Annotated in this window: 30 protein-coding genes and 1 tRNA gene; 10 read left to right on the top strand and 21 right to left on the bottom strand. The window is 59.2% G+C overall.

The annotated features are described in order from the left end of the window. Positions 1-5: 5 nt before the first annotated feature. The 7 genes from pth to SB725_RS28920 form a co-directional block, all read right to left on the bottom strand. Positions 6-590 carry an aminoacyl-tRNA hydrolase gene (gene pth / locus SB725_RS28950; protein WP_056853278.1) on the bottom strand — a complete coding sequence of 195 codons (585 nt, stop codon included), beginning with the start codon at positions 588-590 and terminating at the stop codon, positions 6-8. Positions 591-760: 170 nt separating this feature from the next. Further along, a complete protein-coding gene (locus tag SB725_RS28945; protein WP_027925948.1) occupies positions 761-1363 on the bottom strand; it encodes a 50S ribosomal protein L25/general stress protein Ctc in 603 nt (200 codons plus the stop codon). Between the two features lie 141 nt (positions 1364-1504). Further along, the gene (locus SB725_RS28940; RefSeq protein WP_003208392.1) at positions 1505-2446 is read right to left on the bottom strand and encodes a ribose-phosphate pyrophosphokinase; all 942 of its coding nucleotides are present in this window, start codon (positions 2444-2446) and stop codon (positions 1505-1507) included. 46 nt (positions 2447-2492) lie between these two features. Then, positions 2493-2567: transfer RNA gene (locus SB725_RS28935), tRNA-Gln, on the bottom strand. Positions 2568-2603: 36 nt separating this feature from the next. Beyond that, entirely contained in the window at positions 2604-3455 is an 852-nt protein-coding gene (gene ispE / locus SB725_RS28930) for a 4-(cytidine 5'-diphospho)-2-C-methyl-D-erythritol kinase (protein ID WP_027925949.1), read from the bottom strand. Between the two features lie 2 nt (positions 3456-3457). After that, positions 3458-4075, bottom strand: coding sequence for a lipoprotein insertase outer membrane protein LolB (lolB, locus tag SB725_RS28925; protein WP_027925950.1), 618 nt, complete (start codon positions 4073-4075; stop codon positions 3458-3460). 4 nt (positions 4076-4079) lie between these two features. After that, positions 4080-5804: a tetratricopeptide repeat protein gene (locus tag SB725_RS28920; protein WP_027925951.1), complete on the bottom strand. Its 1725-nt coding sequence runs from the start codon at positions 5802-5804 to the stop codon at positions 4080-4082. Between the two features lie 182 nt (positions 5805-5986). On the opposite strand from SB725_RS28920, the gene hemA reads away from it, so the two are divergent. The 6 genes from hemA (at position 5987) to SB725_RS28890 (ending at position 11352) form a co-directional block, all read left to right on the top strand. After that, complete coding sequence (hemA, locus tag SB725_RS28915; RefSeq protein ID WP_027925952.1) at positions 5987-7276, top strand: glutamyl-tRNA reductase; 1290 nt, start codon at positions 5987-5989, stop codon at positions 7274-7276. Further along, positions 7273-8355, top strand: coding sequence for a peptide chain release factor 1 (gene prfA / locus SB725_RS28910; protein WP_027925953.1), 1083 nt, complete (start codon positions 7273-7275; stop codon positions 8353-8355). Before hemA ends, prfA begins: the two co-directional genes overlap by 4 nt. After that, the gene (gene prmC, locus SB725_RS28905; RefSeq protein ID WP_027925954.1) at positions 8356-9186 is read left to right on the top strand and encodes a peptide chain release factor N(5)-glutamine methyltransferase; all 831 of its coding nucleotides are present in this window, start codon (positions 8356-8358) and stop codon (positions 9184-9186) included. It abuts the gene before it with no gap. After that, the gene (locus SB725_RS28900) at positions 9180-9935 is read left to right on the top strand and encodes a molybdopterin-synthase adenylyltransferase MoeB (protein ID WP_027925955.1); all 756 of its coding nucleotides are present in this window, start codon (positions 9180-9182) and stop codon (positions 9933-9935) included. Before prmC ends, SB725_RS28900 begins: the two co-directional genes overlap by 7 nt. Continuing rightward, on the top strand, positions 9928-10719 hold the full coding sequence (murI, locus tag SB725_RS28895; RefSeq protein WP_027925956.1) for a glutamate racemase: 792 nt from the start codon (positions 9928-9930) through the stop codon (positions 10717-10719). The genes SB725_RS28900 and murI overlap by 8 nt, the downstream gene beginning before the upstream one ends. Before the next feature lie 114 nt (positions 10720-10833). After that, positions 10834-11352 (top strand): acyloxyacyl hydrolase, encoded by a 519-nt coding sequence (locus tag SB725_RS28890; protein WP_027925957.1) that lies wholly within the window; start codon positions 10834-10836, stop codon positions 11350-11352. Between the two features lie 104 nt (positions 11353-11456). On the opposite strand, the gene SB725_RS28885 is transcribed toward SB725_RS28890, so the two are convergent. From SB725_RS28885 to SB725_RS28830, 12 genes are all read right to left on the bottom strand, one after another. Next, positions 11457-11762: a YkgJ family cysteine cluster protein gene (locus SB725_RS28885; protein ID WP_007942663.1), complete on the bottom strand. Its 306-nt coding sequence runs from the start codon at positions 11760-11762 to the stop codon at positions 11457-11459. 53 nt (positions 11763-11815) lie between these two features. Next, the gene (locus tag SB725_RS28880; protein ID WP_027925958.1) at positions 11816-12319 is read right to left on the bottom strand and encodes a DUF2878 domain-containing protein; all 504 of its coding nucleotides are present in this window, start codon (positions 12317-12319) and stop codon (positions 11816-11818) included. Continuing rightward, the gene (locus tag SB725_RS28875; RefSeq protein ID WP_027925959.1) at positions 12312-13583 is read right to left on the bottom strand and encodes an SAM-dependent methyltransferase; all 1272 of its coding nucleotides are present in this window, start codon (positions 13581-13583) and stop codon (positions 12312-12314) included. The genes SB725_RS28880 and SB725_RS28875 overlap by 8 nt, the downstream gene beginning before the upstream one ends. Next, positions 13570-14385, bottom strand: a complete 816-nt coding sequence (locus tag SB725_RS28870; RefSeq protein WP_410922929.1) for a DUF1365 domain-containing protein — start codon at positions 14383-14385, stop codon at positions 13570-13572. The genes SB725_RS28875 and SB725_RS28870 overlap by 14 nt, the downstream gene beginning before the upstream one ends. Then, complete coding sequence (locus tag SB725_RS28865; RefSeq protein ID WP_410922928.1) at positions 14382-15629, bottom strand: NAD(P)/FAD-dependent oxidoreductase; 1248 nt, start codon at positions 15627-15629, stop codon at positions 14382-14384. Before SB725_RS28865 ends, SB725_RS28870 begins: the two co-directional genes overlap by 4 nt. Continuing rightward, positions 15626-16408, bottom strand: coding sequence for an SDR family NAD(P)-dependent oxidoreductase (locus SB725_RS28860; RefSeq protein ID WP_027925962.1), 783 nt, complete (start codon positions 16406-16408; stop codon positions 15626-15628). Before SB725_RS28860 ends, SB725_RS28865 begins: the two co-directional genes overlap by 4 nt. Further along, a complete protein-coding gene (locus tag SB725_RS28855; RefSeq protein WP_027925963.1) occupies positions 16405-16827 on the bottom strand; it encodes a nuclear transport factor 2 family protein in 423 nt (140 codons plus the stop codon). Before SB725_RS28855 ends, SB725_RS28860 begins: the two co-directional genes overlap by 4 nt. Further along, positions 16820-18265 (bottom strand): deoxyribodipyrimidine photo-lyase, encoded by a 1446-nt coding sequence (gene phrB / locus SB725_RS28850; protein WP_059182165.1) that lies wholly within the window; start codon positions 18263-18265, stop codon positions 16820-16822. The genes SB725_RS28855 and phrB overlap by 8 nt, the downstream gene beginning before the upstream one ends. A 20-nt stretch (positions 18266-18285) precedes the next feature. Further along, on the bottom strand, positions 18286-19227 hold the full coding sequence (locus SB725_RS28845) for a MerR family transcriptional regulator (protein ID WP_027925965.1): 942 nt from the start codon (positions 19225-19227) through the stop codon (positions 18286-18288). After that, complete coding sequence (locus SB725_RS28840; protein ID WP_059182166.1) at positions 19227-20189, bottom strand: YbgA family protein; 963 nt, start codon at positions 20187-20189, stop codon at positions 19227-19229. The genes SB725_RS28845 and SB725_RS28840 overlap by 1 nt, the downstream gene beginning before the upstream one ends. A gap of 151 nt (positions 20190-20340) precedes the next feature. Continuing rightward, positions 20341-20556, bottom strand: coding sequence for a TIGR02450 family Trp-rich protein (locus SB725_RS28835; protein WP_059182167.1), 216 nt, complete (start codon positions 20554-20556; stop codon positions 20341-20343). Beyond that, positions 20553-21539, bottom strand: coding sequence for an NAD(P)/FAD-dependent oxidoreductase (locus SB725_RS28830; protein ID WP_027925968.1), 987 nt, complete (start codon positions 21537-21539; stop codon positions 20553-20555). The genes SB725_RS28835 and SB725_RS28830 overlap by 4 nt, the downstream gene beginning before the upstream one ends. Before the next feature lie 196 nt (positions 21540-21735). On the opposite strand from SB725_RS28830, the gene SB725_RS28825 reads away from it, so the two are divergent. Both SB725_RS28825 and hemH read left to right on the top strand, forming a co-directional pair. Next, complete coding sequence (locus SB725_RS28825; RefSeq protein ID WP_194940621.1) at positions 21736-22638, top strand: TIGR01777 family oxidoreductase; 903 nt, start codon at positions 21736-21738, stop codon at positions 22636-22638. 13 nt (positions 22639-22651) lie between these two features. After that, positions 22652-23677: a ferrochelatase gene (gene hemH, locus SB725_RS28820; protein WP_027925970.1), complete on the top strand. Its 1026-nt coding sequence runs from the start codon at positions 22652-22654 to the stop codon at positions 23675-23677. A 132-nt stretch (positions 23678-23809) separates the two neighbouring features. Here the strand turns inward: hemH and SB725_RS28815 are convergent, their stop codons facing one another. Next, the gene (locus tag SB725_RS28815; RefSeq protein WP_027925971.1) at positions 23810-25084 is read right to left on the bottom strand and encodes a uracil-xanthine permease family protein; all 1275 of its coding nucleotides are present in this window, start codon (positions 25082-25084) and stop codon (positions 23810-23812) included. Between the two features lie 2 nt (positions 25085-25086). Continuing rightward, positions 25087-25725 (bottom strand): uracil phosphoribosyltransferase, encoded by a 639-nt coding sequence (upp, locus tag SB725_RS28810; protein WP_027925972.1) that lies wholly within the window; start codon positions 25723-25725, stop codon positions 25087-25089. A gap of 164 nt (positions 25726-25889) precedes the next feature. Here upp and SB725_RS28805 point away from each other — a divergent pair, with 164 nt between their 5' ends. Both SB725_RS28805 and SB725_RS28800 read left to right on the top strand, forming a co-directional pair. Then, entirely contained in the window at positions 25890-26447 is a 558-nt protein-coding gene (locus tag SB725_RS28805; RefSeq protein WP_027925973.1) for a hypoxanthine-guanine phosphoribosyltransferase, read from the top strand. A gap of 3 nt (positions 26448-26450) precedes the next feature. Then, positions 26451-26924, top strand: a complete 474-nt coding sequence (locus tag SB725_RS28800) for a WbuC family cupin fold metalloprotein (RefSeq protein ID WP_027925974.1) — start codon at positions 26451-26453, stop codon at positions 26922-26924. Position 26925 lies beyond the last annotated feature (1 nt).

Genomic DNA, 26925 nt, shown 5'->3' with positions numbered 1-26925 from the left:
GTGAGTCAGGCCTTCTGGCTGTGCAGGTTTTTCATCGCGCGGTTCCATTCACCGGCGAGGATATCCGGCAGCACGCCGAGGGCAAAGTCGATGCTGGCATCGAGTTTTTCCTGTTCGGCGCGTGGCGCACGACCCAGGACGAAATTTGAAACCATACTGGCAACGCCCGGGTGGCCAATGCCAAGCCGCAAGCGGTGAAAGGTATTCTGGTTGCCCAGTTGCGCAATGATGTCGCGCAACCCGTTGTGACCGCCATGGCCGCCGCCCTGCTTGAGCTTGGCAACGCCCGGAGGCAGATCGAGTTCGTCGTGCGCCACGAGGATTTCTTCAGGCTTGATGCGGAAGAAGCCTGCCAGAGCTGCTACGGCCTGGCCGCTACGGTTCATGTACGTGGTGGGAATCAGCAGACGAACATCCTGACCCTGATGCGAAAAGCGCCCGGTCAGGCCAAAATATTTGCGATCGGCGACAAGGTTGACCCCTTGTGCGTTCGCGATACGCTCAACAAAAAGGGCCCCTGCGTTATGCCGGGTCTGTTCGTATTCAGCGCCTGGATTTCCCAGGCCAACGATCAGTTTAATGGCAGTCACGATAGGGGCCCTTCCTTGGAGTGGTGGATAACATCGCCGCAATCAGTGTGTGCGGCGAAAGTGGACGAAAATTGCTCATTTACCATTCAGTAAACTTCGCGTTCTCGCCCGCTCTCTCGCTACGTTCCAGTCCGCGATGTTACTAGATCACTCCGGCTTCACAGAGTGAATTACTCTGCTGCGCCTTCTTCAGTAGCTTCTGGAGCAACACGTGGGGCGTGGACGTTGGCAACAGCCTTGTCATCACCGTGTGCCAGAGCAACAAACTCAACGCCTTTAGGGGCTTTGAGGTCGGACAAGTGAATGATCGAGCCGACTTCGGCGTTAGCCAGGTCAACTTCGATGAATTCAGGCAGGTCTTTTGGCAGGCAGGTCACTTCGATTTCGGAAACAACGTGCGAAACTTCGCCGCCTTTCTTGATCGGAGCTTCTTCACCAACAAAGTGTACAGGCACGATAGCGGTCAGTTTCTGGCCAGCGACTACGCGTACGAAGTCAGCGTGCAGCACGTGGCCTTTAGCCGGGTGACGCTGCAGTGCTTTGATGATTACATTTTGCTTGGTGCCGCCAACGTTCAGCTCGATGATGTGGCTGTAAGCCGCTTCGTTTTCGAGCAGTTTGGCAACTTCTTTAGCCAGCATGCTGATGGATTCAGGGGCTTTTTCGCCACCGTAAACTACAGCTGGTACCAGGCTTGCGAGACGACGCAGGCGGCGGCTCGCACCTTTCCCCAGGTCGGAACGCACTTCAGCATTCAGAGTAAAATCGTTCATGTTGTATCTCCAAAATAACCACATTCGCCCCAGCGTTTGCGACCAGCGCTAAAGGCGATATGGGCAAAAAAGCCCCGCCCCGACAGGAATGCCGGGGCGGGGCGCTTTTCGTCAACGAGACATTCGAGAAGGGCAGGGCCCTTAGCGGAACATCGCGCTGATCGATTCTTCATTGCTGATGCGGCGGACCGCCTCGGCAACTACCGGCGCGATATCCAGTTGACGGATACGCGAGCAGGCTTGTGCAGCTGCGGACAACGGGATGGTGTTAGTCACCACCAGTTCATCCAGCATGGAATTTTCGATGTTTTCGATCGCCCGACCGGACAGCACAGGGTGTGTGCAGTAGGCGAAAACCTTGGCAGCGCCATGCTCTTTCAAGGCCTTTGCCGCGTGGCACAGAGTGCCGGCGGTATCGACCATGTCATCGACCAGAATACAGGTACGCCCTTCGACATCACCGATGATATGCATCACTTCAGAGTGATTGGCTTTCTCACGGCGTTTGTCGATGATCCCGAGATCCACGCCCAGGGATTTGGCAACAGCACGTGCACGCACGACGCCACCAATGTCCGGGGACACGATCATCAGGTTTTCGAAGCGCTGATCTTCAATGTCATCCACCAATACAGGGGAGCCGTAGATGTTATCTACCGGAATATCGAAGAAACCCTGGATTTGGTCAGCATGCAGATCAACCGTGAGAACACGGTCGATGCCGACTACGGTAAGCATGTCAGCAACGACTTTCGCGCTGATAGCCACACGTGCGGAACGCGGACGGCGATCCTGACGGGCATAACCAAAGTAAGGAATAACAGCAGTGATACGAGTAGCTGAGGAGCGGCGGAAGGCATCAGCCATCACTACCAGTTCCATCAGGTTATCGTTGGTCGGAGCGCAAGTCGGCTGAATAATGAAGACATCTTTACCGCGGACGTTTTCATTGATCTCGGCTGTAATTTCGCCGTCGGAAAATTTACCGACAGAGATGTCACCGAGAGGGATATGCAGCTGACGTACGACACGTCGAGCCAGATCGGGGTTGGCGTTCCCCGTAAAGACCATCATCTTGGACACGCGCAGTACCTGAAGGCTGAGGGTAACCTGGATGAGTATAGGAAAATGGCAGGGGCGGCTGGATTCGAACCAACGCATGGCAGGATCAAAACCTGCTGCCTTACCGCTTGGCGACGCCCCTGTATCTGTTGCAACGATTACCCAGTAATCGGTTCTTTTAGAGCAGACTTTGCAGCTTGCGATGCAACATCGAAACGTTGCTTCCTTTTGCTACAAACCCTGTAAGGGTCTCTGTAAGAAGGGCCGAGACTTTATCAGCTTCAGCTTTGCTTGGGAAGCCCCCAAACACACAACTTCCAGTGCCAGTGAGTTTTGCTTCGGTAAATTTACCTAACAAATTCAATGCGTTACGTACCTCTGGATAACGCCTTGCTACTACTGGCAAGCAGTCATTACGACTGTTTCCCTTGGGAACGGGGCGCACTTTAATGGGAGGAGAGTTACGTGTCAACAGCGGATCGGAAAAAATTTCTGCTGTACTTACAGATACTTGCGGTACCAGCACGACATACCACGGTTCTTCGGGGGTTACGGGGGTCAGTTTCTCCCCTACGCCTTCGGCAAAAGCGGCGTGGCCACGCACGAAAACCGGAACGTCAGCGCCCAGCTTCAGGCCCAGCGCGGCCAGTCGATCCTCGTCCCAGCCCAATTGCCAGAGATGATTCAGACCCAGCAATGTGGTCGCGGCATTGGAGCTGCCGCCGCCGATGCCGCCGCCCATGGGCAGGATTTTTTCGATCCAGATATCAATGCCGAGTGCGCAACCGGATTGCGCCTGCAGTTGCTTCGCAGCCTTGACGATCAGATTGCTGTCGTGCGGAACGCCGTCGAATTCGGTGTGCAACTGGATCACGCCGTCGTCACGCACGGCGAAGGTGATTTCATCGCCGTAATCGAGGAACTGAAAAATCGTCTGCAACTCGTGGTAGCCGTCTTCACGGCGACCGAGGATGTGCAGCATCAGATTGAGTTTGGCCGGCGAGGGCAGCGTCAAGCGGGGAGCGGTCATGTTCACTGCCCCAGCTTGCGTGGTTGCCATTCCTTGATCACCAGCGTGACATCAAGGTCGGTGCCGTGCAGCTTGATCTTTTCAGGCAGCCAGAAACCGTTTTGTTGCGTGTAACTGGTGTATTCGACCTGCCAGCCGTCTTGTTCGAGGCTGGCCAGGCGGCTGTCGGCATCCAGGTTCAGCTTGCTTTTGCTGTCTGGCGCCGGGAGCCCGCGGACCCACCAGGCCAGATTCGATACTGGCAATTTCCAGCCCAGTTGCTCTTCGAGCAGGATTTCCGGGTTCGGTGCGTCAAAGCGTCCCTGATTGGCCACTTCCAGCGAAACCTTGCCAGGTCGGCCGGTCAGGCGTGCGGCGCCGCGACCCAGCGGGCCGGACAGGCGGATATCGTAGTAATCCTGACGTTGCAGCCAGAACAACGTGCCGCTGCCCGAATCCTTGGGCGCGCGGATGCCGATCTTGCCGTTGATCTGCCAGCCGTCGAGGGCGGTCAATTGCTGCTTGTGTTCACGCCATTGGGCCGGGTTGCCGTGGCCTTCGACGGATTCGCGAGCGCCGAAGCCCGCGCAACCGGCGAGCAGGGCGATAAAACTGAAAACAATGAAGTGGCGCAAAAACATAATCTTAAAGAGTCTCTGATCCGGTCAGGCGCTTGATGGTGCCGCGCAGGGTGGGGCTGTCAGGTTGTTCCTTGAGGAATTTGCCCCAGACTTGTTTGGCTTCGCGCTGTTTGCCATTGGCCCACAGCACTTCACCCAAGTGGGCGGCCACTTCCTGGTCGGGGAAGCGCTCCAGTGCCTGGCGCAGATAGCGCTCGGCTTCATCGAGGTTACCCAGGCGGAAGTTCACCCAGCCGAGGCTGTCGAGTACCGCCGGGTCTTCCGGATTGATCTGGTGAGCCTGTTCGATCAAAGCCTTGGCTTCGACATAGCGCGTGGTGCGGTCAGATAGCGTGTAGCCAAGCGCGTTGAGTGCCATGGCGTTGTCCGGGTCGCGCTTGATGATCAGGCGCAGGTCTTTTTCCATCTGCGCCAGGTCGTTGCGTTTTTCCGCTTGCATGGCGCGGGTGTACAGCAGGTTCAGATCGTCCGGGTACTGCTGCAAGGCTTTGTCCAGGACAGCCCAGGCCTTGTCGCCCTGATTGTTGGCGGACAGGGTTTCGGCTTCGATCAGGTACAGCTGAATCGCGTAATCCGGCTGCTCGTCGCGCTCGGCGGCCAAGCGGCGTTGGGCTTCGGCGGTCTTGCCGTTGTTGATCAGAATGTCGGTCTGACGCAGTTGGGCCGGCAGGTAGTCGTTACCCGGCCCGACTTTGGCGTACTCGATCAGCGCACCTTGAGGATCGTTGCGCTCTTCGGCGATGCGGCCGAGGTTCAGGTGAGCCGAGTCAACGTGGCTTTCACGGGCGATCAGGTCTTCAAGCAGGCTCTTGGCCTCGTCCCAGTCCTTGGCTTCCAGGCAGACCAGTGCCAGCGAGTAGCGCAGCTCGTCGTCTTCCGGGTATTGCTGAACCAGGCTGGCAAACTCGGCTTTGGCGTCTGTTATGCGGTCCTGCTCAACCAGCATCCGCGCGTAAGTCAGGCGCAGGCGCTTGTCGTCCGGGTACTTCTTGATGCTTTTTTGCAGCAGCGGCAAGGCTTCGTCGCCACGGTTGAGCACTTGCAGCAGGCGCGCGCGCAACAGGATCGGGGCGATTTCGCCTTCGTCTGGCGGATTGTCTTCCAGCAGGGTCAGCGCACCTTTGGCGTCGCCGTCCTGTTGCATCAACAGGGCCTTGCCAAAAATCAGCTGGCTGTTTTTCGGATGGCGCTGCAACAAGCGGTCGAAACTTTTCATCAAACCGTTGCGCGTGTCCTGATCGGTATCGGCGGCGGACAGGGCAAGGAAGTCGAAATGCGTGTCGCCTTTGCCTTGCAGGACTTTTTCCATGTAGACCATGGAGTCGTCATAACGACCGGCGCGAGCCAGTTGCACGGCCGCTGCGCGTTGCGCTTCGAGGTCGTTCGGGGCGTTTTTTGCCCAGATCAGCGCGGTGTCCAGGGCGGCCTGATCGGCGCCCAGGTACTCGGCAATGCGAAATGCCCGCTCGGAGATGCCCGGATCCTGGGTGTTGATGGCCTGGGTCACGTAGTTGTCCAGCGCAATGTCGAAACGATTGCGTTGGCCAGCCAGTTCGGCACTCAACAGGCTGAAGATGGTTTCTTCGCTGAATGAGCTGTAAACCTTGGGCTTTTCAGGGGCCGGAGTGCTGTCTTCAACCGGCGACGTACCGTCCGGCGACGAGGGTGCCAAGGCCTGGCAGCCGCTGAGGAAGACAAAAGCGAGGAGCAACGCGGAAGATCTATTCATATAGGAAGAGGACGACTAACCTGCGGTCGGATCATCATGACACAAGCCTTCGGCCAAACATAACCGAGTCTCAATCGAGGCCTTTATAGAGGCAGGACATTGGGACAATAGTCAGCGGTAGTTGTTCTGTCTGTGGCGAAGTAGGACAATTGCCGGCTTCACGTCACCATCAGCGACCTTGAATGGCCTTCCTTGCACTCGGTATCAACCACAAGACTGCGTCAGTAGACGTCCGCGAGCGCGTGGCCTTTACCCCTGAGCAGCTGGTGGAGGCCTTGCAGCAGCTCTGCCGCCTCACCGACAGCCGCGAAGCTGCGATCCTCTCCACCTGCAATCGCAGTGAGCTCTATATAGAACAGGATCACCTTTCGGCGGACATCGTGTTGCGCTGGCTGGCCGATTATCACCATTTGAGCCTCGAAGAGCTGCGTGCGAGCAGTTATGTGCACGAAGATGATGCGGCAGTTCGTCACATGATGCGGGTCGCCTCCGGGCTCGATTCGCTGGTGTTGGGCGAACCGCAGATCCTCGGCCAGATGAAATCCGCTTACGCCGTGGCGCGTGAGGCCGGCACCATCGGTCCATTGCTCGGGCGTTTGTTTCAGGCGACGTTCAACGCGGCCAAGCAGGTGCGCACCGACACCGCCATCGGCGAAAACCCGGTGTCCGTGGCGTTTGCCGCGGTCAGCCTGGCCAAACAGATTTTCAGCGACCTGCAACGCAGCCAGGCCCTGTTGATTGGGGCCGGTGAAACCATCACCCTGGTCGCCCGTCATTTGCATGAATTGGGTGTGAAGCGCATCGTCGTCGCCAACCGCACCCTGGAACGGGCGAGTATTCTGGCTGAGCAGTTCGGGGCTCACGCTGTGTTGCTCTCGGACATCCCGGCCGAACTGGTGCGCAGCGACATCGTCATCAGCTCCACTGCCAGCCAGTTGCCGATCCTTGGCAAAGGCGCGGTGGAAAGTGCGCTGAAGCTGCGCAAGCACAAGCCGATCTTCATGGTGGACATCGCCGTCCCGCGCGATATCGAGCCGGAAGTCGGCGAACTCGACGACGTTTACCTGTACAGCGTCGACGATCTGCACGAAGTGGTCGCCGAGAACCTCAAAAGTCGTCAGGGCGCAGCCCAGGCGGCGGAAGAGATGGTCTCGGTCGGCGCCGAAGATTTCATGGTGCGCCTGCGCGAACTGGCGGCGGTGGATGTGCTCAAGGCCTATCGTCAGCAAAGCGAGCGCATGCGTGACGAAGAATTACAGAAGGCCCAGCGTCAGCTGGCCAACGGCACCAGCGCCGAAGACGTGCTGGTGCAACTGGCGCGCGGCCTGACCAACAAACTGTTGCATGCGCCCAGCGTGCAATTGAAAAAGCTCTCTGCCGAAGGCCGCCTCGATGCGCTGGCCATGGCTCAAGAGCTCTTTGCCCTGAATGAGGGCTCATCGGATAGCTTTTCGGATAAAAAACCGCAATGAAAGCGTCACTGCTCAATAAGCTGGACATCCTCCAGGACCGTTTCGAGGAATTGACCGCCTTGCTTGGCGATGGCGAAGTCATTTCCGATCAGAACAAATTCCGCACCTACTCCAAGGAATACGCGGAGGTCGAGCCCATCGTCGGGACCTATAAGCAGTTGCTCAAAGTGCAAGGCGACCTCGAAGGCGCCCAGGCACTGCTCAAGGACAGCGACCCGGACATGCGTGAAATGGCCGTGGAAGAAGTCCGCGAAGCCAAGGAGCAACTGATCGAACTCGAAGCCAGCCTGCAACGCATGCTGCTGCCCAAAGACCCGAACGACGGGCGCAACGTGTTCCTCGAAATTCGTGCCGGCACCGGCGGCGACGAGGCCGCAATTTTCTCCGGCGACCTGTTCCGCATGTATTCGCGTTACGCCGAGCGTCGCGGCTGGCGGGTGGAAATCCTCTCCGAGAACGAGGGCGAACACGGTGGCTATAAAGAAGTCATTGCCCGGGTCGAAGGCGACAACGTTTACGGCAAACTGAAATTCGAATCCGGCGCGCATCGCGTGCAACGGGTGCCGGCCACCGAGTCCCAGGGCCGAATCCACACCTCGGCCTGCACCGTGGCGGTGTTGCCTGAGCCGGACGAGCAGGAAGCGATCGAAATCAACCCGGCGGACCTGCGGGTCGATACCTATCGCTCCTCCGGTGCCGGTGGTCAGCACGTCAACAAGACCGACTCGGCCATCCGCATCACGCACTTGCCATCCGGCATTGTCGTGGAGTGCCAGGAAGAACGTTCCCAGCACAAGAACCGCGCCCGGGCGATGTCCTGGCTGTCGGCCAAACTCAACGATCAGCAGACCAGCGCCGCGGCCAATGCCATCGCCAGCGAGCGTAAGTTACTGGTCGGTTCCGGTGATCGTTCGGAGCGGATTCGTACCTACAACTTCGCCCAGGGCCGGGTCACCGACCACCGGGTCAACCTGACGCTGTACTCGCTCGACGAAATTCTCGCCGGCGGGGTCGATGCGGTGATCGAGCCGTTGCTGGCCGAGTACCAGGCTGATCAATTGGCGGCGATAGGTGAGTAAATGACGATCATTGCCAGTTTGTTGCGCGCCGCCGACTTGCCCGACTCGCCGACTGCGCGTCTGGATGCCGAGTTGTTGCTGGCTGCCGCGTTGGGCAAGCCGCGCAGTTTTCTCCACACCTGGCCGGAGCGCATTGTTCCCAGTGAAGCGGCGCTGACGTTTGCCAGTTACCTGCAGCGTCGTCGTGGCGGTGAGCCGGTGGCTTACATTCTGGGGCAGCAAGGGTTCTGGAAGCTGGACCTGGAAGTGGCACCGCACACGCTGATCCCGCGTCCTGACACGGAATTGCTGGTGGAAGCCGCGCTTGAGCTGTTGCCGGCGACCCCGGCCAAGGTCCTCGATCTCGGCACCGGCAGCGGCGCCATCGCCCTGGCCTTGGCCAGCGAACGTCCGGGCTGGAAGGTCACGGCGGTGGATCGCGTGCTGGAAGCTGTGGCCCTGGCCGAGCGCAACCGTCAACGCCTGCACCTCAATAACGCCACGGTGCTGAGCAGTCATTGGTTCAGCGCCCTGGCTGGCCAGCGTTTCCAACTGATCATCAGCAACCCGCCTTACATCCCGTCTTCCGATCCGCATCTGGTGGAGGGCGATGTGCGCTTCGAACCGGCCAGTGCCTTGGTGGCCGGTGTCGACGGGCTCGACGATCTGCGCTTGATCGTCGCCCAGGCGCCGGATTATCTGGACGCGGGTGGCTGGCTGATGCTCGAACACGGCTACGATCAAGCCAGTGCCGTGCGCGACTTGCTGCTGACCCGCGGCTTTGAAAACGTCCACAGCCGAATAGATCTGGGTGGGCACGAACGTATCAGCCTGGGACGCCTGCCGTGCTGAATGATCAGGAATTGTTGCGCTACAGTCGGCAGATTCTGCTGCAACACGTCGACATCGACGGTCAGTTGCGACTGAAAGAAAGCCGCGTGTTGATTGTCGGCCTCGGTGGTCTCGGCTCACCGGTTGCGCTGTACCTGGCCGCGGCGGGTGTGGGTGAGTTGCACCTCGCCGACTTCGACACGGTCGACCTGACCAACCTGCAGCGCCAGATTATTCACGACACCGATAGCGTCGGCCTGAGCAAGGTTGACTCGGCGATTCGCCGTTTGACCGCCATCAATCCCGAGATTCAATTGATCGCCCACCGCACCGCGCTGGACGAAGATTCCCTCGCGGCAGCGGTAGCCGCGGTGGATCTGGTGCTGGACTGCTCCGACAATTTCTCCACCCGCGAAGCGGTCAATGCTGCCTGCGTCGCTGCCTGCAAACCGCTGGTCAGCGGCGCGGCGATTCGTCTCGAAGGGCAGTTGTCGGTGTTCGACCCGCGCCGTCCGGAAAGTCCGTGCTACCACTGCTTATACGGGCATGGCAGCGAAGCCGAACTGACGTGCAGTGAAGCCGGCGTCGTCGGTCCGTTGGTGGGACTGGTCGGAAGCCTTCAGGCACTGGAAGCCCTGAAACTGTTGGTCGGTTTCGGTGAACCGCTGGTGGGGCGTCTGTTGCTGATCGATGCGCTGGGCTCGCGCTTCCGTGAATTACGGGTCAAGCGTGATCCGGGTTGCAGCGTCTGTGGTTCGACACATGCGTGAAGCGCCGATTGGCGTGTTCGACTCCGGCGTCGGTGGGCTCTCGGTGCTGGCCGAGATCCAGCGGTTGCTGCCTAACGAGTCACTGCTGTACGTCGCCGACTGCGGGAACATTCCCTACGGCGAGAAAACCCCGGAATTCATCCGCCAGCGCTGCAGCGTCATGGCCGATTTTTTCCAGCAGCAGGGCGCCAAAGCCCTGGTGCTGGCGTGCAACACCGCGACCGTCGCTGGCGTCGCTGACTTGCGTCGCGATTATCCGCAGTGGCCGATTGTCGGCATGGAGCCGGCGGTCAAGCCCGCCGCCGCCGCGACCCGCAGTGGCGTGGTTGGCGTGCTCGCCACCACCGGCACCTTGCAGAGTGCCAAATTCGCCGCGTTGCTCGACCGTTTCGCCACCGATGTGCGCGTCATCACTCAACCGTGTCCCGGCCTGGTAGAACTGATTGAAAACGGTGATCTGCACAGCGAGGCATTGCGCCAGTTGTTGGCCAGGTATGTCGAGCCGTTGCTCGGCGCCGGGTGCGACACCTTGATTTTGGGCTGCACGCATTATCCCTTCCTGAAGCCTTTGCTAAAGCAGATGATCCCCGATGACATCAGCCTGATCGACACGGGGGCGGCTGTTGCGAGACAACTTCAGCGTCTGTTGGCCGAGCGTGAACTGCTCGCTGACGGGCCGGCGCGTGCTGCCGAGTTCTGGACGAGTGCCGATCCGGTTCATTTCAGAAATATCTTGCCGATACTGTGGAATACGGCCGGCGTTGTGAGAAGCTTCGAGCGTTAACTAAAAAGTTGGGGCAGTGCGGGTAATTGGGGTGAACTTCTGATTAAGCGTCGACTTCTATAGCGTTGAGTAACAAAAAAACCATACGAAATCGTTCGGAAAAGGATGTTTCTAGTGAAGCGACTATTCTGCTTGGCCGCGATTGCGGCCGCTTTGATGGGGCAAAGTTTTACCGCACAGGCGGCAGGCGTGGAGTTCGGGGTCGGTCAGACCACCGAATCAACCATGACCTATCGACTGGGCATGCAATTCGACTGGGATCAGAGCTGGTGGCAAAGCGACGTGGGTCGCCTGACCGGTTACTGGAGTGGCGCCTATACCTATTGGGAAGGTGACAAGAGCTCCAGCAACAACAGCCTGTCGTTCTCGCCGGTGTTCGTTTACGAATTTGCCGGGCAGTCGATCAAACCTTACCTCGAGGCGGGGATTGGTGTGGCGGTGTTCTCCCACACTGAAGTCGAAGACAACAACATTGGCCAGGCTTTCCAGTTCGAAGACCGTTTCGGCGCTGGCCTGCGTTTCACCGGCGGGCACGAAGTCGGGATTCGAGCGACGCATTATTCCAATGCGGGCATGGCCAGTCACAACGACGGCGTAGAAAGCTACTCGCTGCACTACACAATGCCGTTGTAACTTCAAAAGCATCGGGAGCAAGCCACACTCCCACAGGTGACGCAATCTCCTGTGGAAGCATGGCTTGCCCGCGATGGCGTCAGAAGGTGCAACGCCTTTTCAGGTTACCGATACGCCGTGCTGATCCCCTGGCGTTCTTCGATGCATTCCGGTGCGCCCATCTCGAATTCCCGGCAGATCAGCGGGCGCTTTTCGTAGATGGTGCACATCATGCTGTTGCGATCCAGCGCCGCACACCAGCCGTCGTCCAGACGCAGCATGACTTCCCCGCCCCAATCATCCGTATCGATAAAACGTTCAGGCACGCCCGTGTCGGTGATCAGCATCACTTCGAGCTGACAGCAGCAAGCCGCGCAGGTCGAGCACGTGACAGCCGGCTCGGCGATTTGCGTGTGGGGAATGGTTTTCATGGTGCGCAGTGTAAGGCAGTGGGCCGCTGCTGTGTGAAAGGCCAGACGGACGCTCAGTGGCGGGTGTCTGACGTGAGTCGCTGCGCCATGAAGTGAAGTGCAGGAAACAGGGCTGCCCAAAGCAGCCCGATGCCAATCAAGGTCGGCCATTGTCCATAAGGAAACTGCACGTCCGCCAATTGTCCGCCTGCGTAATACGACAATGGCCCGCCGACGGCGCCGAGCATGCTACCGAGCCACCAGGGGTTGGCGGTCCACGCCAGGCTATGACGCAACGTCGTTGCCAGCAGTGCCCACAACAGCATCAGCCACAACGGAATCAATGGCGCGACGTCGTTGAAATCGAATACGCCCAGCCAGCGCAATGAACTGTCGACAGTGGTGCCCAGCAGCACAACGCTGAGAATCAATCGACCTTCATCGGTCCAGCGACTTATCCACAGCAGATGAATCACCAGCACTGCCAGTGGCACCAGCAACCACAGGCTGCTGCCGCCGACCACGCAGGCAAACCAGCCGAGCTGAAACAATACTGCATTAGCCACGCGTTCAGGCATCGAAACGGCCCAGCAGCGGCGCGGTGATCGCAGACGGTTTGGCCAACAGCAATTGTGCCGTGCCGATGGTGCGCTCCAAAAAGCCGCCTTCGCAGTAGCACAGGTAAAACTCCCAAAGCCGCAGGAAATAATCGTCGTAGCCCAACTCGCTCAAACGGCCCTGGGCACGTCGAAAATTGTCATGCCACAGGCGCAGGGTTCGCGCATAGTGCAAACCGAAATCCTCCATGTGCAGCAGGTTCATGTCGGTGTCGCGACTGACGATCTCGAGCATTTTCTGCACGCAGGGCAGGGCACCGCCGGGGAAGATGTAGCGCTGGATGAAGTCGACGTTGCCCTTGGCCTGTTCGTAGCGTTGCTCGCGAATGGTGATGGCCTGCAGCAGCATCAAGCCGTTGCTTTTGAGCAAGTGCGCGCATTGCTTGAAGTAAGTCGGCAGAAAGCGGTGACCGACTGCTTCGATCATCTCGATCGACACCAGTTTGTCGTACTGACCGGTGAGGTCGCGGTAATCCTTGAGCAACAGTGTGACCTGGCCTTGCAGGCCAAGGGTTTCGATTCGTTGGGCGGTAAACGCGAACTGCTCTTTCGAGAGCGTGGTGGTGGTGACCTTGCAGCCGTAATGCTGCGCGGCGTAAAGCGCCATGCTGCCCCAGCCGGTGCCGATTTCCAGCAGGTGATCGTTGGGTTGCAAGGCCAGTTTCTGGCAGATCCTTTCGAGTTTGTTCAACTGCGCCTGTTCGAGGCTGTCTTCGGGGCTAAGGAATTGCGCAGCGGAATACATCATGGTCGGATCGAGAAACTGCTCGAACAGGTCATTGCCCAGGTCGTAATGGGCGGCGATGTTTTTCTGCGAGCCCTTGCGGGTGTTGCGATTGAGCCAGTGCAGTCCTTGAACGAAAGGCCGGCCGAGTTTTGCCAGGCCACCTTCCAGCGCATCCAGCACGTCGAGGTTGCTGACGAAGACGCGCACCACGGCGGTCAGGTCCGGCGAACTCCAATAACCGTGGATGAACGCTTCACCCGCGCCAATGGAACCGTTGCTCGCCACCCATCCCCATGCCGCGGCGTCGAGGATGTGAATTTCCCCGATCAGATGACTGCCGGCCGTGCCGAAGACATGCCGTTCGCCGTCCTCGATGACCACCAGTTGCCCGTGTTTAAGCGCTGCAAGTTGCCGTAGCACGCCGCGGCGCAGCAACGCTCCGGTCAAGCTGTGGGGGCCGGACAAATTGACTTTGCCCAAGAGGCTAGAGGATTTCATGACGGCGATCCTTGGAGGGGGGTATGGCGGTTTGAACGCTACCAACGGCAACCCGATGAGCAAACACCGGGGTGCGTTTAAGCAAAAGGCGCAGCGCCTGCCAGTAAATCGCCAGGCAGGTTTTCGCGGTCATCCAGGGAAACTGCCGCAGGTAACGGTGCAGGCTGCTGCGGTTTAGCGTTTCGCGATGCAGGTTCAGGGTGGCGTCGAAGAGTTTCAGTTCACCCTGCCAGTCCGCCATGTGCACGCCGAGCGTGTTGGCGACAGGGCTGAAACTCATCCGATACTCGAGATCCCGCGGTAAAAATGGCGATACATCAAATGCCTTGGTCACCACGAAATGCTGATGGAAATCGAACCGGTTCTCAGGCGACTTCGCTGGCAACACATAGAGAAAACGTTCTCGCCACGGCGTGTTAGTGACTTCGCAAACAATCGCAGCCAATTGCCCATCGGCTTCATGGCAATAGAAGAAACTCACCGGATTGAACGACAGACCCCAACTGCGCACCTGTGTCAGCAGGCATATCGACCCTTGCGGGGCATGGCCGATGACTTCGCTGACTTGCTGGCGAACCGCATCAATCAGGCGCATGCCCTTGCCGGTAAAGGTTTTCAGGTAATCCGTTTCGCGAAACGAGTAGGGTGCAAAGCGGCTGGTGCCGGACAGGGGCGACAAGCCGAGCACGGCGTCCTGCTCGTCGAGGTCCAGGTACAGCAGGCCGATCCGATAGCGGAAGGCGTGGTGCCTTGGGGCAAACCGCCGGTGGGCAATCCAGCCGCTGTAGAGGGCGCTGTTCACAGCACTTCTCCAAAGGAGCGGGCGACTCGCAAGGCGCTGACCACACCGTCTTCATGGAAACCGTTGGCCCAATAAGCGCCGCAAAAATGGCTGTGTTGTGTGCCATCCAGTTCATCCCAACGACCTTGCGCGGCGACGGCTGCCAGGCTGTATTGCGGATGGGCGTAGGTGAATGTGCCGAGCACTTTGTCAGGGCTGATGCCGGCGCTCTGGTTGAGGCTGACGCAAAACGTGGTATCGCTCTGCAAACCTTGGAGGATGTTCATGTCGTAGGTGACGGCGGCCAGTGTGTGACTGGCGCCCCCTAGGCGATAATTCCAGCTGGCCCAGGCCCGTTTGCCCACGGGCAACAAGCGCGTATCAGTGTGCAGCACCACTTCATTATCGGCGTAGGGCAGGGCACCGAGGATCGACCGTTCCGCATCGCTCGGCCTGGCCAACAGTTTCAACGCCTGATCGCTGTGGCAGGCAAACACGACTTTATCGAAGCGTTCGCTGCCAGCAACGCTGTGAATAACCACACCTGCGTCATCACGCTCGACGCGCGTCACGGGGCAGTTGAGACGAATCTTCTCGCGAAATGAGGCGGTCAGCGGTCCGACGTAGGCATTGGAACCGCCTTCAATCACGCACCATTGCGGGCGATTGTTGACGGACAACAGCCCGTGATTCTTGAAAAACCGCACAAAAAACTGCAATGGGAAACCGAGCATGTCCGCCATGGACATTGACCAGATCGCCGCCCCCATGGGCACGATGTAATGCAGGATAAAGCGCTCGCCGTAGTGTCCGGCCTTCAAGTAATCATCCAGCGTGGTGTCGGCGGCGATGCGCCCTTGCGCCAGGTCGCGCTGGGCTTCTTTATTGAAGCGCAGAATGTCGCGCAACATGCCCCAGAATCCGGGCGACAACAGGTTGCGGCGTTGGGCGAACAGGCTGTTCAGATTGTTGCCGTTGTACTCAAGACCGGTATCCGGGTCCGTCACCGAGAAACTCATTTCAGTCGGTTTGAAACCCACCCCGAGTTGGCCCAGCAGGCGGATGAAATTCGGGTAGGTCCGGTTGTTGAAGACAATGAAACCGGTGTCGACCGCATAGCGCTGGCCATCGACCGACACGTCGACCGTGTGGGTATGACCGCCCGCCCGGTTGCCAGCCTCGAACAGGGTGATCTCATGCCGGCGATTCAGCAGGTAGGCGCAGGTCAGTCCCGAGATGCCGCTGCCGATGATGGCGATGTTCATGGGCGATCCTGGATCGGCGCAGGGCTGCGCACCATGCGTTTGCCGATGGCCAGTTTCACCGCGTTGGGCATTTTCGACAGAGGCCACAGTGCCGCCATGAACAGGCCGGGAAACGCGATCTCCAATGGCCGGTTCTTGAGTTTGGCGAAGATGTGCCGGGCCGCTTTACCCACCGGCCAACTGAGCGGCATCGGGAAGTCATTCTTGGCCGTCAGCGGTGTCTCGACGAAGCCTGGGCTGACAATAGTGACTTCGATGCCTTCCGGCGCGAGATCAATGCGCAGCGATTCAAACAGGTAGCGCAGCCCGGCCTTCGACGCACCATAGGCTTCGGCACGCGGCAGCGGCAAGTACGTAACGGAGCTCGCGACGGCCACCAGGTGCGGCGCGGTGCCTTTGCGCAGCAATGGTAACGCCGCCTCGATGCAATAGGCGCTGGCGAGCAGATTGGTGCGCACCACGTGTTCGACAATCGATGAGTCAAATTGCTGGACGTCGATGTATTCGCAGGTGCCCGCGTTGAGAATAACGGTGTCCAGCGAGCCCCAGACTTGCGCAATCTGCTCACCGATTTCACGCACCTGCTGGCTGTTGGTCAGGTCACCCGGCACCACCAGCACTTGTCCGGGATAGCGCAAGGACAAGACCTTCAACACGGCTGTCGAGCGTGCACTGACGGCCACGTGAGCGCCGGTCTTGAGTATTTCTTCGGCCAGCGAGGCGCCAATACCGCTGCTGGCGCCGGTCAACCAGTAGCGCCGTGGAGTTGCCAGACTCATCCCATTCTCCTTTTTAGCCAGGCAATCGCCCGACCCAATACGGGTAGATGTTCGTAAATCAACGCCCCGGCATCGAAGTAATCCCGATGCCGATAAACCTTGTCGCGCCAAAGCAGGTGAGAGCAACCTTCCACTCGTATCAACTGGCCGTTGGCCAGGCGCGGGTGGCGGTAACTCATGACCCAGCGCAGATAGCCTTCGCCTTCACTGATGTGGTCGAAACCGTGAAACTCGAAATGCAGGTCACTGACATTGGTATAGAGATCGGTGAAGTAGCTGCGCAACGCCACCAGGCCTTGTACTTCATGCAGCGGGTCAGTGAATTGCACATCATGGGTGTAAAGCTGATTGAGGTGGTGCAGGTTGTCCTTGTCCAAGGCCGCAAACTGCTCGGCAAAACGCCGCAGGAAATCACTCATGGCGTCCTCCGGCCTGTTGTCGCGAAGGCAGGCTCTTGAACGCGGCCAGCGCTCGTTGTCGGGACGTGCTCAGATTGACGATCGGCGATGGATAATCCGCCACACCGAACAGTCCGCCGAGGTTGGCCGGATTGTGAACTTCCTTTTTATTGAGCCCGGCCAGTTCTGGCAGCCAGTGCTTGATGAACACGCCTTCGGTGTCGAATTTTTCCGATTGGCTCAGCGGGTTGAAAATCCGGAAGTAGGGCGCCGAATCGGTGCCGGTGGATGAGCTCCACTGCCATCCACCGTTATTCGCCGCCAGATCGCCGTCGATCAAGTGCCGCATGAAAAAGCGCTCGCCTTCGCGCCAGTCGATCAGCAGGTTCTTGGTCAGGAACATCGCCACCACCATGCGCAGCCGGTTGTGCATCCAGCCGGTCTCAAGCAATTGACGCATGGCCGCGTCGATGATCGGCAGACCGGTGCGCGCTTCTTGCCACGCCAGCAGTTCTTCTGGAGCGTTGCGCCAGGCAAGGGCTTCGGTTTCCGGGCGAAAGGCGCGATGGCGGGAGACTCGCGGGTAACCCACCAGAATATGTTTGTAGAACTCGCGCCACAGCAATTCGTTGATCCAGGTGACAGCGCCGACCTTGCCGCTTTCGAATTCGCCCTGATTGGTTTGCAGGGCGGCGTGCAGGCATTGGCGCGGGGAAATCACCCCGGCGGCGAGATAGGCCGAGAGCTGGCTGGTGCCGGGCTTGGCCGGGAAGTCCCGTTCGTCTTTGTAGTAGTCGATCTGAGCGTCGGCGAAGGTGTCGAGGCGGCGTCGGGCTTCGGCTTCACCGGCGGGCCAGAGTGTGCGCAGGCTTTCACTCGGTGTTTCGAAGCCGTCGACGCTTGAGGGAATGTTTTCGTTGTTGATCGCCAGTGGCGCCTGGACAGCCGGCGCAGCGATCAGGCTCGGCAATGACCCGCGCAATCTGTCGTAGCAGACCTTGCGGAACTGACTGAAGACCTGAAAGTAAGTGCCGGTCCTGGTGAGCACGGTGCCCGGTTTGAACAGCAATTGGTCAAGGTAGCTATGAAAGTCGATGCCATTGGCCTTCAGCGTTTGGGCCACCGCCGCATCACGACGGCTTTCATGAACACCGTACTCTTCGTTCACGTGTACGGCGTCGACCTTCAACTGCTGACACATTTCGAGCAGCACCTTCGGCGCTTCATCCCAGTGTGATGCGTTGCGGATCAGCAAGGGGATGTTCAGATCACCCAGTGCGCGATTCAGTTCACGCAAGTTTCGCAGCCAGAAATCCACTTTGCATGGCGCATCGTCGTGTTCCAGCCACTGCTGCGGGCTCAACAGGTATACCGCCACCGTAGGGCCGCGAGCCGCGGCAGCCGAGAGGGCGGTGTTGTCATGTAGGCGCAAGTCGCTGCGCAGCCAGATCAATTGCATGGTTGTGTCCGCACGATTCATTAAATTAGCCCACGCAGAACCAGGGCCTGATGCGCCGATAACGGGTCTTCCGCGAAGGACAAATCAACGATTCCGGAAGTTCTTACGGACAACTCGGCGTGGTGGATGCATACCGTTGGTCCGGCAATCATTTTTGGGCAACTGACGCCATTCAACAGTTTTGGCAACTGGGAAAGGTTCATGGCTTTGCTGGAATACAGCAGTACGCCTCGGGCTTGCAGGTGATCAACCGCCATTGCGAGCTCGCCGGCAGGTAGAGGCCAGTCGAATACCTCCACCGGGCAATCGGCGCTGCTGATCAGCCAGGCGGTGAGCCACAGCTGAGGTTCCAGTGGTACATCGGAGTGATTGATCAACAGCAGGGGCGCGGCGCGCAACTGACGATTGTTATGGTAGATGCGTGCGCCGAATTTGCTGCGTAACCACGAATAAAAGAATGCCCGTTCCATCTGGGCACCAAACTGGCCCTGCCAGCGTTGGTCCAGTTCTGCCAGCAATGGCATCAGCAGTTGTTCGCACAAGGTGCGCGGTGGGTACAGCGCCATGGCTTGATTGACGGTGTCATCCAGGGTGCGTTCGTTCAGTTGCGACACCGCGTGCAGCAGCGTCTGGCGCAACACCTGCCAGTCGTTTTCAACGGGTTCGCTAAACGCTTGCGGCGTGTCCAGCAACTGCTTGACCTGGCTGACGGCCACGCCGCGATTGAGCCAGGTGAGGATCGTCTGGATGCGTTGAACGTGTTCGGCAGAGAACAGCCGATGGCCCTTGGGTGTGCGTTGCGGAACGATCAGCCCGTAGCGCCGTTCCCAGGCGCGCAGTGTCACGGCGTTGACACCGGTCTGGCGCGCCACTTCACGGATCGGCAGCCAGCCTTCGTCCAACGCTTTTTTAAAGTCGTCGCCGAGGTCTTCGCTGGCGCTGGTGTCGAGTGGGGATTTCATTAGATCGCGTTTCGCAGGCTGAGGTTTTCCGGATGCGGTTGCAGGTAAACCTGTTGCGCAATGTAGGGATCCGGGTACTGGCGGAAGTAGTGCTTGAGCAGGGTCAATGGCACCACCAGCGGCACGATGCCTTGGCGGTACTGGCTGATGACGTGCTGCATTTCCTGTTTGTCTTCAGGGCTGGTGACTTGCTTGAGATAACCGCTGATGTGTTGCAGGACGTTGGTGTGGGTGCGCCGCGTGGCGCATTTTTTCAAGGCCTCCATCAGTTCGCGGAAGTAGCGTGGGCCGAGTTCTTCAGGATCGGTCTGACCCATGTTGCCCAGCAGATTGCCCAGGGTTTTGTACTGCACCGGGTTATGCGCCATCAGCAGGTATTTGTAGCGCGAGTGAAACTCGGTGAGGTCGCGGCGGGTCAGGCCTTTTTGCAGTAATTGTTGCCAGGCGCTGTAGGCAAACACGCGAGTCAGAAAGTTTTCTCGCAGCACCGGGTCGTTGAGGCGGCCGTCTTCCTCTACCGGCAGGTCAGGGTGCAGTGCACAGAATGCCTCGGCATAGAGACCGCGTCCGCCGCCCTCCACTGGTACACCGTTGGCCTGATAGACCTTGACCCTTTCCAGGCCGCACGACGGGGACTTTTGCATAAAGATGTAGCCGCAAATGTCGCTTAACTGACCCGCCATTGTCTGGCCGTATTCTTTGAGTGGGCGGGTAACGTTGAGCTCGGCGTTAACGCTGCCTACCGCTTCGGGATGCAGTGGGTTGCCGACCAGGCGAATCGGTTCACGGGGGATACCGAGGCCGATGGCAACTTCCGGGCACACCGGGACAAAATCGAAATGATCAGCGAGTGTTCGACTGCACAGGCGTGATTCCTTGTGCCCGCCGTTATAGCGAACCTCGGCGCCCATCAGGCAGGCGCTGATAGCTATTTTTGGTCGGGTCGCTGGCTGGTCGCGCATCGAAGCACCTCGAATCTAAACTTGTACAGAGTTGGTTCTCTGTACAACATAATCTCCATCATAGATTCAAAGGTGTACAAGTCAAATTTTTTGTATAGGTTTTATCGTCGCCCAGGCGACCCCTGTGGGAGCGAGCTCACTTCCATCGGTTCTACTTCCAGCCCAAATGCCAGGTGTCGCTGTTCTTGAGGGTTCGCCAATCGAGGCGTTCACTGCGCTTGGTCAGCACTGCCTGCAACTCGACTTCCAGCACCGTGCCTTCCTCGTCACGGAATACCTCGGTCACCAGAAAGTGTTTTTCGCGGTGTTGCGGATGGGCTGCTGTCCACTTCGACAGCAGCAATTTATCGGGATTGATGCCGTTCACTGCAGGTGCTCATGCAGTCGGCGAGCGGCTTCCTGGCCACTGAGCCAAGCGCCTTCAACCCGCCCGGACAGGCACCAGTCGCCGCATACGTAAAGGCCCAGGTCGGCATCGGCGAGCGCGCCCCATTCGTGGCTGCTGGCGGGGCGGGCATAGAGCCAGCGGTGGGCGAGGCTGAAGCTCGGGGCAGGCATGGAATCGTGCAGCAACTCAGCGAACGCACCGTGCAGCTGCTCGATCACCGCTTCCTTGGACAGGTCGATGTGTTGGCGGCTCCAGGCGCTGGTCGCATGCAGTACCCACGTATCCATGGTGTTGTCACGCCCCGGCTTGCTGCGATTGCGGGCCAGCCAGTCGAGTGGGCTGTCCTGCACGAAGCAGCCCTCCATGGGGGTCTCCAGCGGCGTTTCGAATGCCAGGGCGACGGCCCAGGTCGGGTCCATCTTTACCCCGGCGGCAGCCCCGGCCAGCTTCGATGCCGCAGCCAGCAATGCGGTGGCTTGAGGCGCTGGCGTGGCGATCACCACATGACTGAACGGACCGTGAGTGAAGCCTTCGGCGTCCTGCAAGTGCCAGTGCTCTTCACCGCGATAGACCTCGGTGATCCGGCAAGCAAACTGCACTTGCAGATCGCCGAGCAGGCCTCTCGTGATGGCGCTCATGCGCGGCGTGCCGACCCAGCGGGTCTGTTCGTCCGGCGACAGGTTGAGCTGGCCACCGTGGTAGGTATAGAGCTGTGGCGTCCATTCAGCGACCCAGCCGTTGGCTTGCCAACGCTGAACCTCGGTGACGAAGCGCCGGTCGCGGGCAGTGAAATATTGCGCGCCCATGTCCAGAGCACCCGCATCGCTGCGTTTGCTCGACATGCGTCCGCCACTGCCGCGGCTTTTATCGAAAAGTTGAACGACATGCCCTGCGTCAGTCAGGGCCTGAGCGGCTGAGAGCCCGGCGATGCCGGTGCCGATGATTGCGATAGGTACAGTCATAGGGGCCTCGTTTACCTTTCTGTACAGACTACGCTGTGGGTCAAACCTGTACAATATTGTTTTTTGGTATAACTTCTAGCGTTCTCGATCTGACAGCTTGGCCTATTGTTAAACACAGGACATGCCCGATACCAAAGATCCCTGCTTATAAAAATAGACTAGTGATCAGGGTTAAACGCCACGCGAGGAAGAAGTCATGCACATATTGCTGACCGGCGGTACTGGTTTGATAGGACGTCAGCTCTGCAGACACTGGTTGAGTCAGGGGCACAGCCTGACGGTCTGGAGTCGCAAGCCAGAAAAAGTCGCGAAAATCTGCGGCTCTCAAGTGAAGGGTATTGCCCGGCTGGAGGACCTCGATCAGGCACCGCTGGACGCCATTATCAATCTGGCAGGCGCACCGATTGCCGATCGGCCCTGGACGCACAAGCGCAAGGCGTTGCTCTGGAGCAGCCGCATCACCCTGACGGAAACGCTGCTGGCGTGGCTCGAAAAACGCGAGCAAAAGCCTTCGCTGTTGATGTCCGGTTCTGCGGTGGGCTGGTATGGCGATGGAGGGGAGCGTGAGCTGACCGAGGCATCGCCCCCGGTCATCGATGATTTCGCCAGCCAGTTGTGCGTCGCCTGGGAAGAAACCGCCCAGCGTGCCGAAGCCTTGGGGTTGCGTGTCGTGCTGATTCGTACCGGGTTGGTGTTGTCGGCCGAGGGCGGCTTTTTGTCGCGGCTGTTGCTGCCGTTCAAACTGGGGCTGGGCGGGCCGATCGGTAGCGGTCGGCAGTGGATGCCATGGATTCATATCAACGATCAAATCGCCCTGATTGATTTTCTTCTGCATCAGAATGACGCTAGCGGTCCTTATAATGCCTGCGCGCCAAAACCGGTGCGCAATCGCGAATTTGCCAAGACGTTGGGCAGCGTGCTGCACCGCCCGGCGTTCATGCCCATGCCAGCCCTGGCGTTGAAAGTGGGGCTTGGCGAGTTGTCGTTGTTGTTGCTGGGTGGGCAGAAGGCCCTGCCGGTTCGCGCGCTGGACGCGGGTTTCACTTTCCAGTTCACCGATTTGCGCGCGGCCCTGGACGACCTGTCCAGCCGCCTTTGAAATAGGACGTTGCATGACCGATCACGCATTGCTTCTGGTTAACCTGGGTTCACCGGCCTCCACCTCGGTGGCGGATGTGCGCAGCTACCTCAATCAATTTTTGATGGACCCGTATGTGATCGACCTGCCATGGCCGGTGCGACGCTTGCTGGTGTCGCTGATCCTGATCAAACGCCCGGAGCAGTCAGCCCACGCCTACGCGTCGATCTGGTGGGAGGAGGGCTCTCCCCTGGTGGTACTCAGCCGTCGCCTGCAACAGGCCATGACTGCCCAGTGGAGCCATGGGCCGGTAGAGCTGGCGATGCGCTACGGTGAGCCGTCGATTGAGACGAAACTGGTTCAGCTGGCCGCCCAGGGCCACAAAAAAATCACGCTCGCTCCGCTTTATCCTCAGTTCGCCGACAGCACCGTGACGACGGTGATTGAGGAAGCCAGGCGGGTAGTGCGTGAGAAGCAGCTCGACGTACAGTTTTCGGTTCTCCAGCCTTTTTACGATCAACCGGAATACCTCGACGCGTTGGTCGCCAGCGCGAAGCCTTATTTGCAGCAGGATTACGATCACCTGTTGCTGAGCTTCCACGGTTTGCCGGAGCGGCACCTGACCAAGATCGACCCTACCGGCCATCATTGCTTCAAAAGCGATAATTGCTGCCAGAACGCTTCGCCAGAAGTATTGGCGACCTGCTACCGCGCCCAATGCCTGCGTACTGCCTCCGAGTTTGCCAAACGGCTGGGGCTGCCGGACGGTAAATGGTCGGTGTCGTTCCAGTCGCGTTTGGGCCGGGCGAAATGGATCGAACCCTACACCGAAGCGCGCCTCGATGAGCTGGCGGGAATGGGCGTGAAGAAGGTGCTAGTGATGTGCCCCGCGTTCGTTGCCGATTGCATCGAGACGCTTGAGGAAATCGGTGATCGCGGGAAGGAATTGTTCCGCGAGGCGGGGGGCGAGGAATTGGTGCTGGTACCTTGCCTCAACGATGATCCGCAGTGGGCGCGGGCGTTGAGTGCCTTGTGTGAAAGGGCGCCGTTGGCGTTGTAAGAAGACAAACTGTGGCGAGGGAGCTTGCTCCCGTTTGAGTGCGCAGCACTCACAAAATCTTCATTAACTGCGAGATTTTGGGGCCGCTTCGCGACCCAGCGGGAGCAAGCTCCCTCGCCACAGGATCAGCTGTTACAGAAGCGGCTCATCCGCCTTCTTGTGCTTCCAGCTGTCATTCCCCGGCAGCAACAGGTTCAGCGCAATCGCCACCACCGCGCACAGCGCGATGCCTTTGAGGCCGAAGTCGTCCGGGCCAGTCCCGGTGCCGACCAGCACACCGCCAATCCCGAACACCAGGGTCACCGACACAATCACCAGATTGCGCGCTTCGCCCAGATCGATCTTGTGGCGAATCAGCGTGTTCATGCCCACGGCCGCAATCGAACCGAACAACAGGCAGAGAATCCCGCCCATCACCGGCACCGGAATGCTTTGCAACAGCGCGCCGAACTTGCCGATGAACGCCAGGCTGATGGCGAAGATCGCCGCCCAGGTCATGATTTTCGGGTTGTAGTTCTTGGTCAGCATCACCGCGCCCGTCACTTCGGCGTACGTGGTGTTGGGTGGACCGCCGAACAGGCCGGCTGCGGTGGTGGCAATGCCATCGCCGAGCAGGGTGCGGTGCAGGCCGGGCTTCTTCAGGTAATCGCGGCCGGTCACGCTACCGACGGCAATCACGCCGCCGATGTGCTCGATGGCCGGGGCCAACGCTACCGGAACGATGAACAGAATCGCCTGCCAGTTGAACTCCGGCGCGGTGAAGTGCGGAATCGCAAACCACGGGGCCGCGGCAATCTTCGCGGTATCCACGACGCCGAAATAGAAGGCCATGGCAAAACCGACCAGCACGCCGGAAATGATCGGCACCAGGCGGAAAATGCCTTTGCCGAACACCGCAACGATCAGGGTGGTCAGCAGCGCCGGCATCGAGATCAGCATCGCCGTCTGGTAATGAATCAGCTCAGTGCCGTCGCCGGCCTTGCCCATTGCCATGTTGGCGGCAATCGGCGCCATGGCCAGGCCGATGGAGATGATCACCGGGCCAATCACCACCGGTGGCAGCAAGCGGTCGATGAACCCGGTGCCTTTGATCTTCACGGCCAGTCCGAGAAAGGTGTAGACGAAACCGGCCGCCATCACGCCGCCCATGGTCGCGGCGAGGCCGAATTGGCCCTTGGCGAGAATGATCGGGGTGATGAAGGCAAAGCTCGACGCCAGGAACACCGGCACCTGACGCCCGGTGACGATCTGAAACAGAATCGTCCCCAGGCCCGCAGTGAACAACGCGACGTTCGGGTCGAGGCCGGTAATCAGCGGCATCAACACCAGGGCGCCGAAGGCCACGAACAGCATCTGTGCACCCGACAGCACCGTGCGCCAGAGCGGATCGTTGAACTCTTGCTGCATGCTCAAGCGTCCTTCTGCTTGGTGCCGAAGATTTTGTCACCGGCATCGCCCAGGCCCGGAATGATGTAACCGTGTTCGTTCAGTTTTTCATCAATGGAGGCGGTGTAGATGGTCACGTCCGGGTGAGCCTTCTCCACGGCGGCGATGCCTTCCGGCGCGGCGACCAGCACCATGGCGCGGATGTCGCGGCAGCCGGCCTTTTTCAGCAGGTCGATGGTGGCGACCATGGAGCTGCCGGTAGCGAGCATCGGGTCGATGATCATCGCCAGGCGCTCGTTGATTTCCGGGACCAGTTTTTCCAGGTAGGTGTGGGCCTGCAGGGTCTGTTCGTTGCGGGCTACGCCCACGGCGCTGACCTTGGCGCCCGGGATCAGGCTCAGCACGCCTTCGAGCATGCCGATACCGGCGCGCAGGATCGGGACTACAGTAATCTTCTTGCCGGCGATTTTCTCGACCGACACGGTGCCGCACCAGCCTTCAATGTCGTAGGCTTCCAGCGGCAGGTCTTTGGTGGCTTCATAGGTCAGCAGGGCGCCGACTTCCTGAGCGAGCTCACGGAAATTCTTGGTGCTGATATCTGCACGGCGCATGAGGCCAAGTTTATGACGGATCAGCGGGTGGCGGATCTCGAGGATGGGCATGGGAAAGGCTCCGGCGGCGGGCAAAAAAACCGGCCTAGATTAATCTATCCGAGGGTGTTGTCCTATAGACATACAGTACGTTAGTCCACAAACGCTTGATCTGGCCGTGCGGGATGCGTACCTTTGCCCGCTTTTCCTGTCCGCCACCCCCCTTGGAGAGCGCCATGTCCGCTGATCTCGAGCATATCCGTCAAATCATGCGAGAGGCTGACTGCCTGTACACCGAAGCTGAAGTCGAGGCGGCCATCGCCCGCGTCGGTGCACAAATCAACGATCAACTGGCGGATTCCAACCCGGTGGTGTTCTGTGTGATGAACGGCGGCCTGATTTTCTCCGGCAAGCTGCTGACGCACCTGCACTTCCCGCTGGAAGCTTCTTACCTGCACGCCACCCGCTATCGCAACGAAACCAGCGGCGGCGACCTGTTCTGGAAAGCCAAGCCGGAAGTGTCGTTCATCGATCGTGACGTGCTGATCATCGACGACATCCTCGATGAAGGTCACACCCTGGGCGCGATCATCGACTTCTGCAAACACGCCGGCGCGCGCAAAGTGCACACCGCCGTGCTGATCGACAAGGACCACGACCGCAAGGCTCGTCCGGACCTGAAAGCCGATTTCGTCGGCCTGCCGTGCATCGACCGTTACATTTTCGGTTACGGCATGGACTACAAGGGTTACTGGCGTAATGCCAACGGAATTTTTGCTGTTAAAGGGATGTAATCATTGGCCACGCCGAGCTTTCTTGATCAAACGTTATTCACCGAATTGGCCGAGAAAGCTGCGGACAATCCGCGCGGGCGCCAGCATCACAACTTTCATCGGATGGAGGAACCGTGCCATCGCATGGCCGTGGGTTTGCAGCCAAGTACGTATATTCCCCCTCATCGGCATCTGAGTGATGACAAGGCGGAAACGCTGTTGGTGCTGCGGGGGCGTCTCGGTCTGTTGATTTTTGATGAGTCTGGAGGCGTTATCCACACGCGCGTTCTGCAAGCGGCTGGCGAATCGGTGGGCGTTGATCTTCCTCACGGCGTGTTTCATGGTCTGGTCGTGCTGGAAGCCGACAGCGTGATGTTCGAGTGCAAAGCCGGCCCTTATCGGCCGGTCGGTGAAGGTGAGCTTGCTCCGTGGGCACCGCGTGAAGGCGAGCCGGGTGTGGCCGAGTATCAGGCGTGGATGCGCGCGCAGTTTGATTGAG

Source organism: Pseudomonas sp. SIMBA_041 (assembly GCF_046535095.1).
Taxonomy (GTDB): domain Bacteria; phylum Pseudomonadota; class Gammaproteobacteria; order Pseudomonadales; family Pseudomonadaceae; genus Aquipseudomonas; species Aquipseudomonas mucoides.
This window is presented reverse-complemented; position numbering and strand designations above follow the sequence as displayed.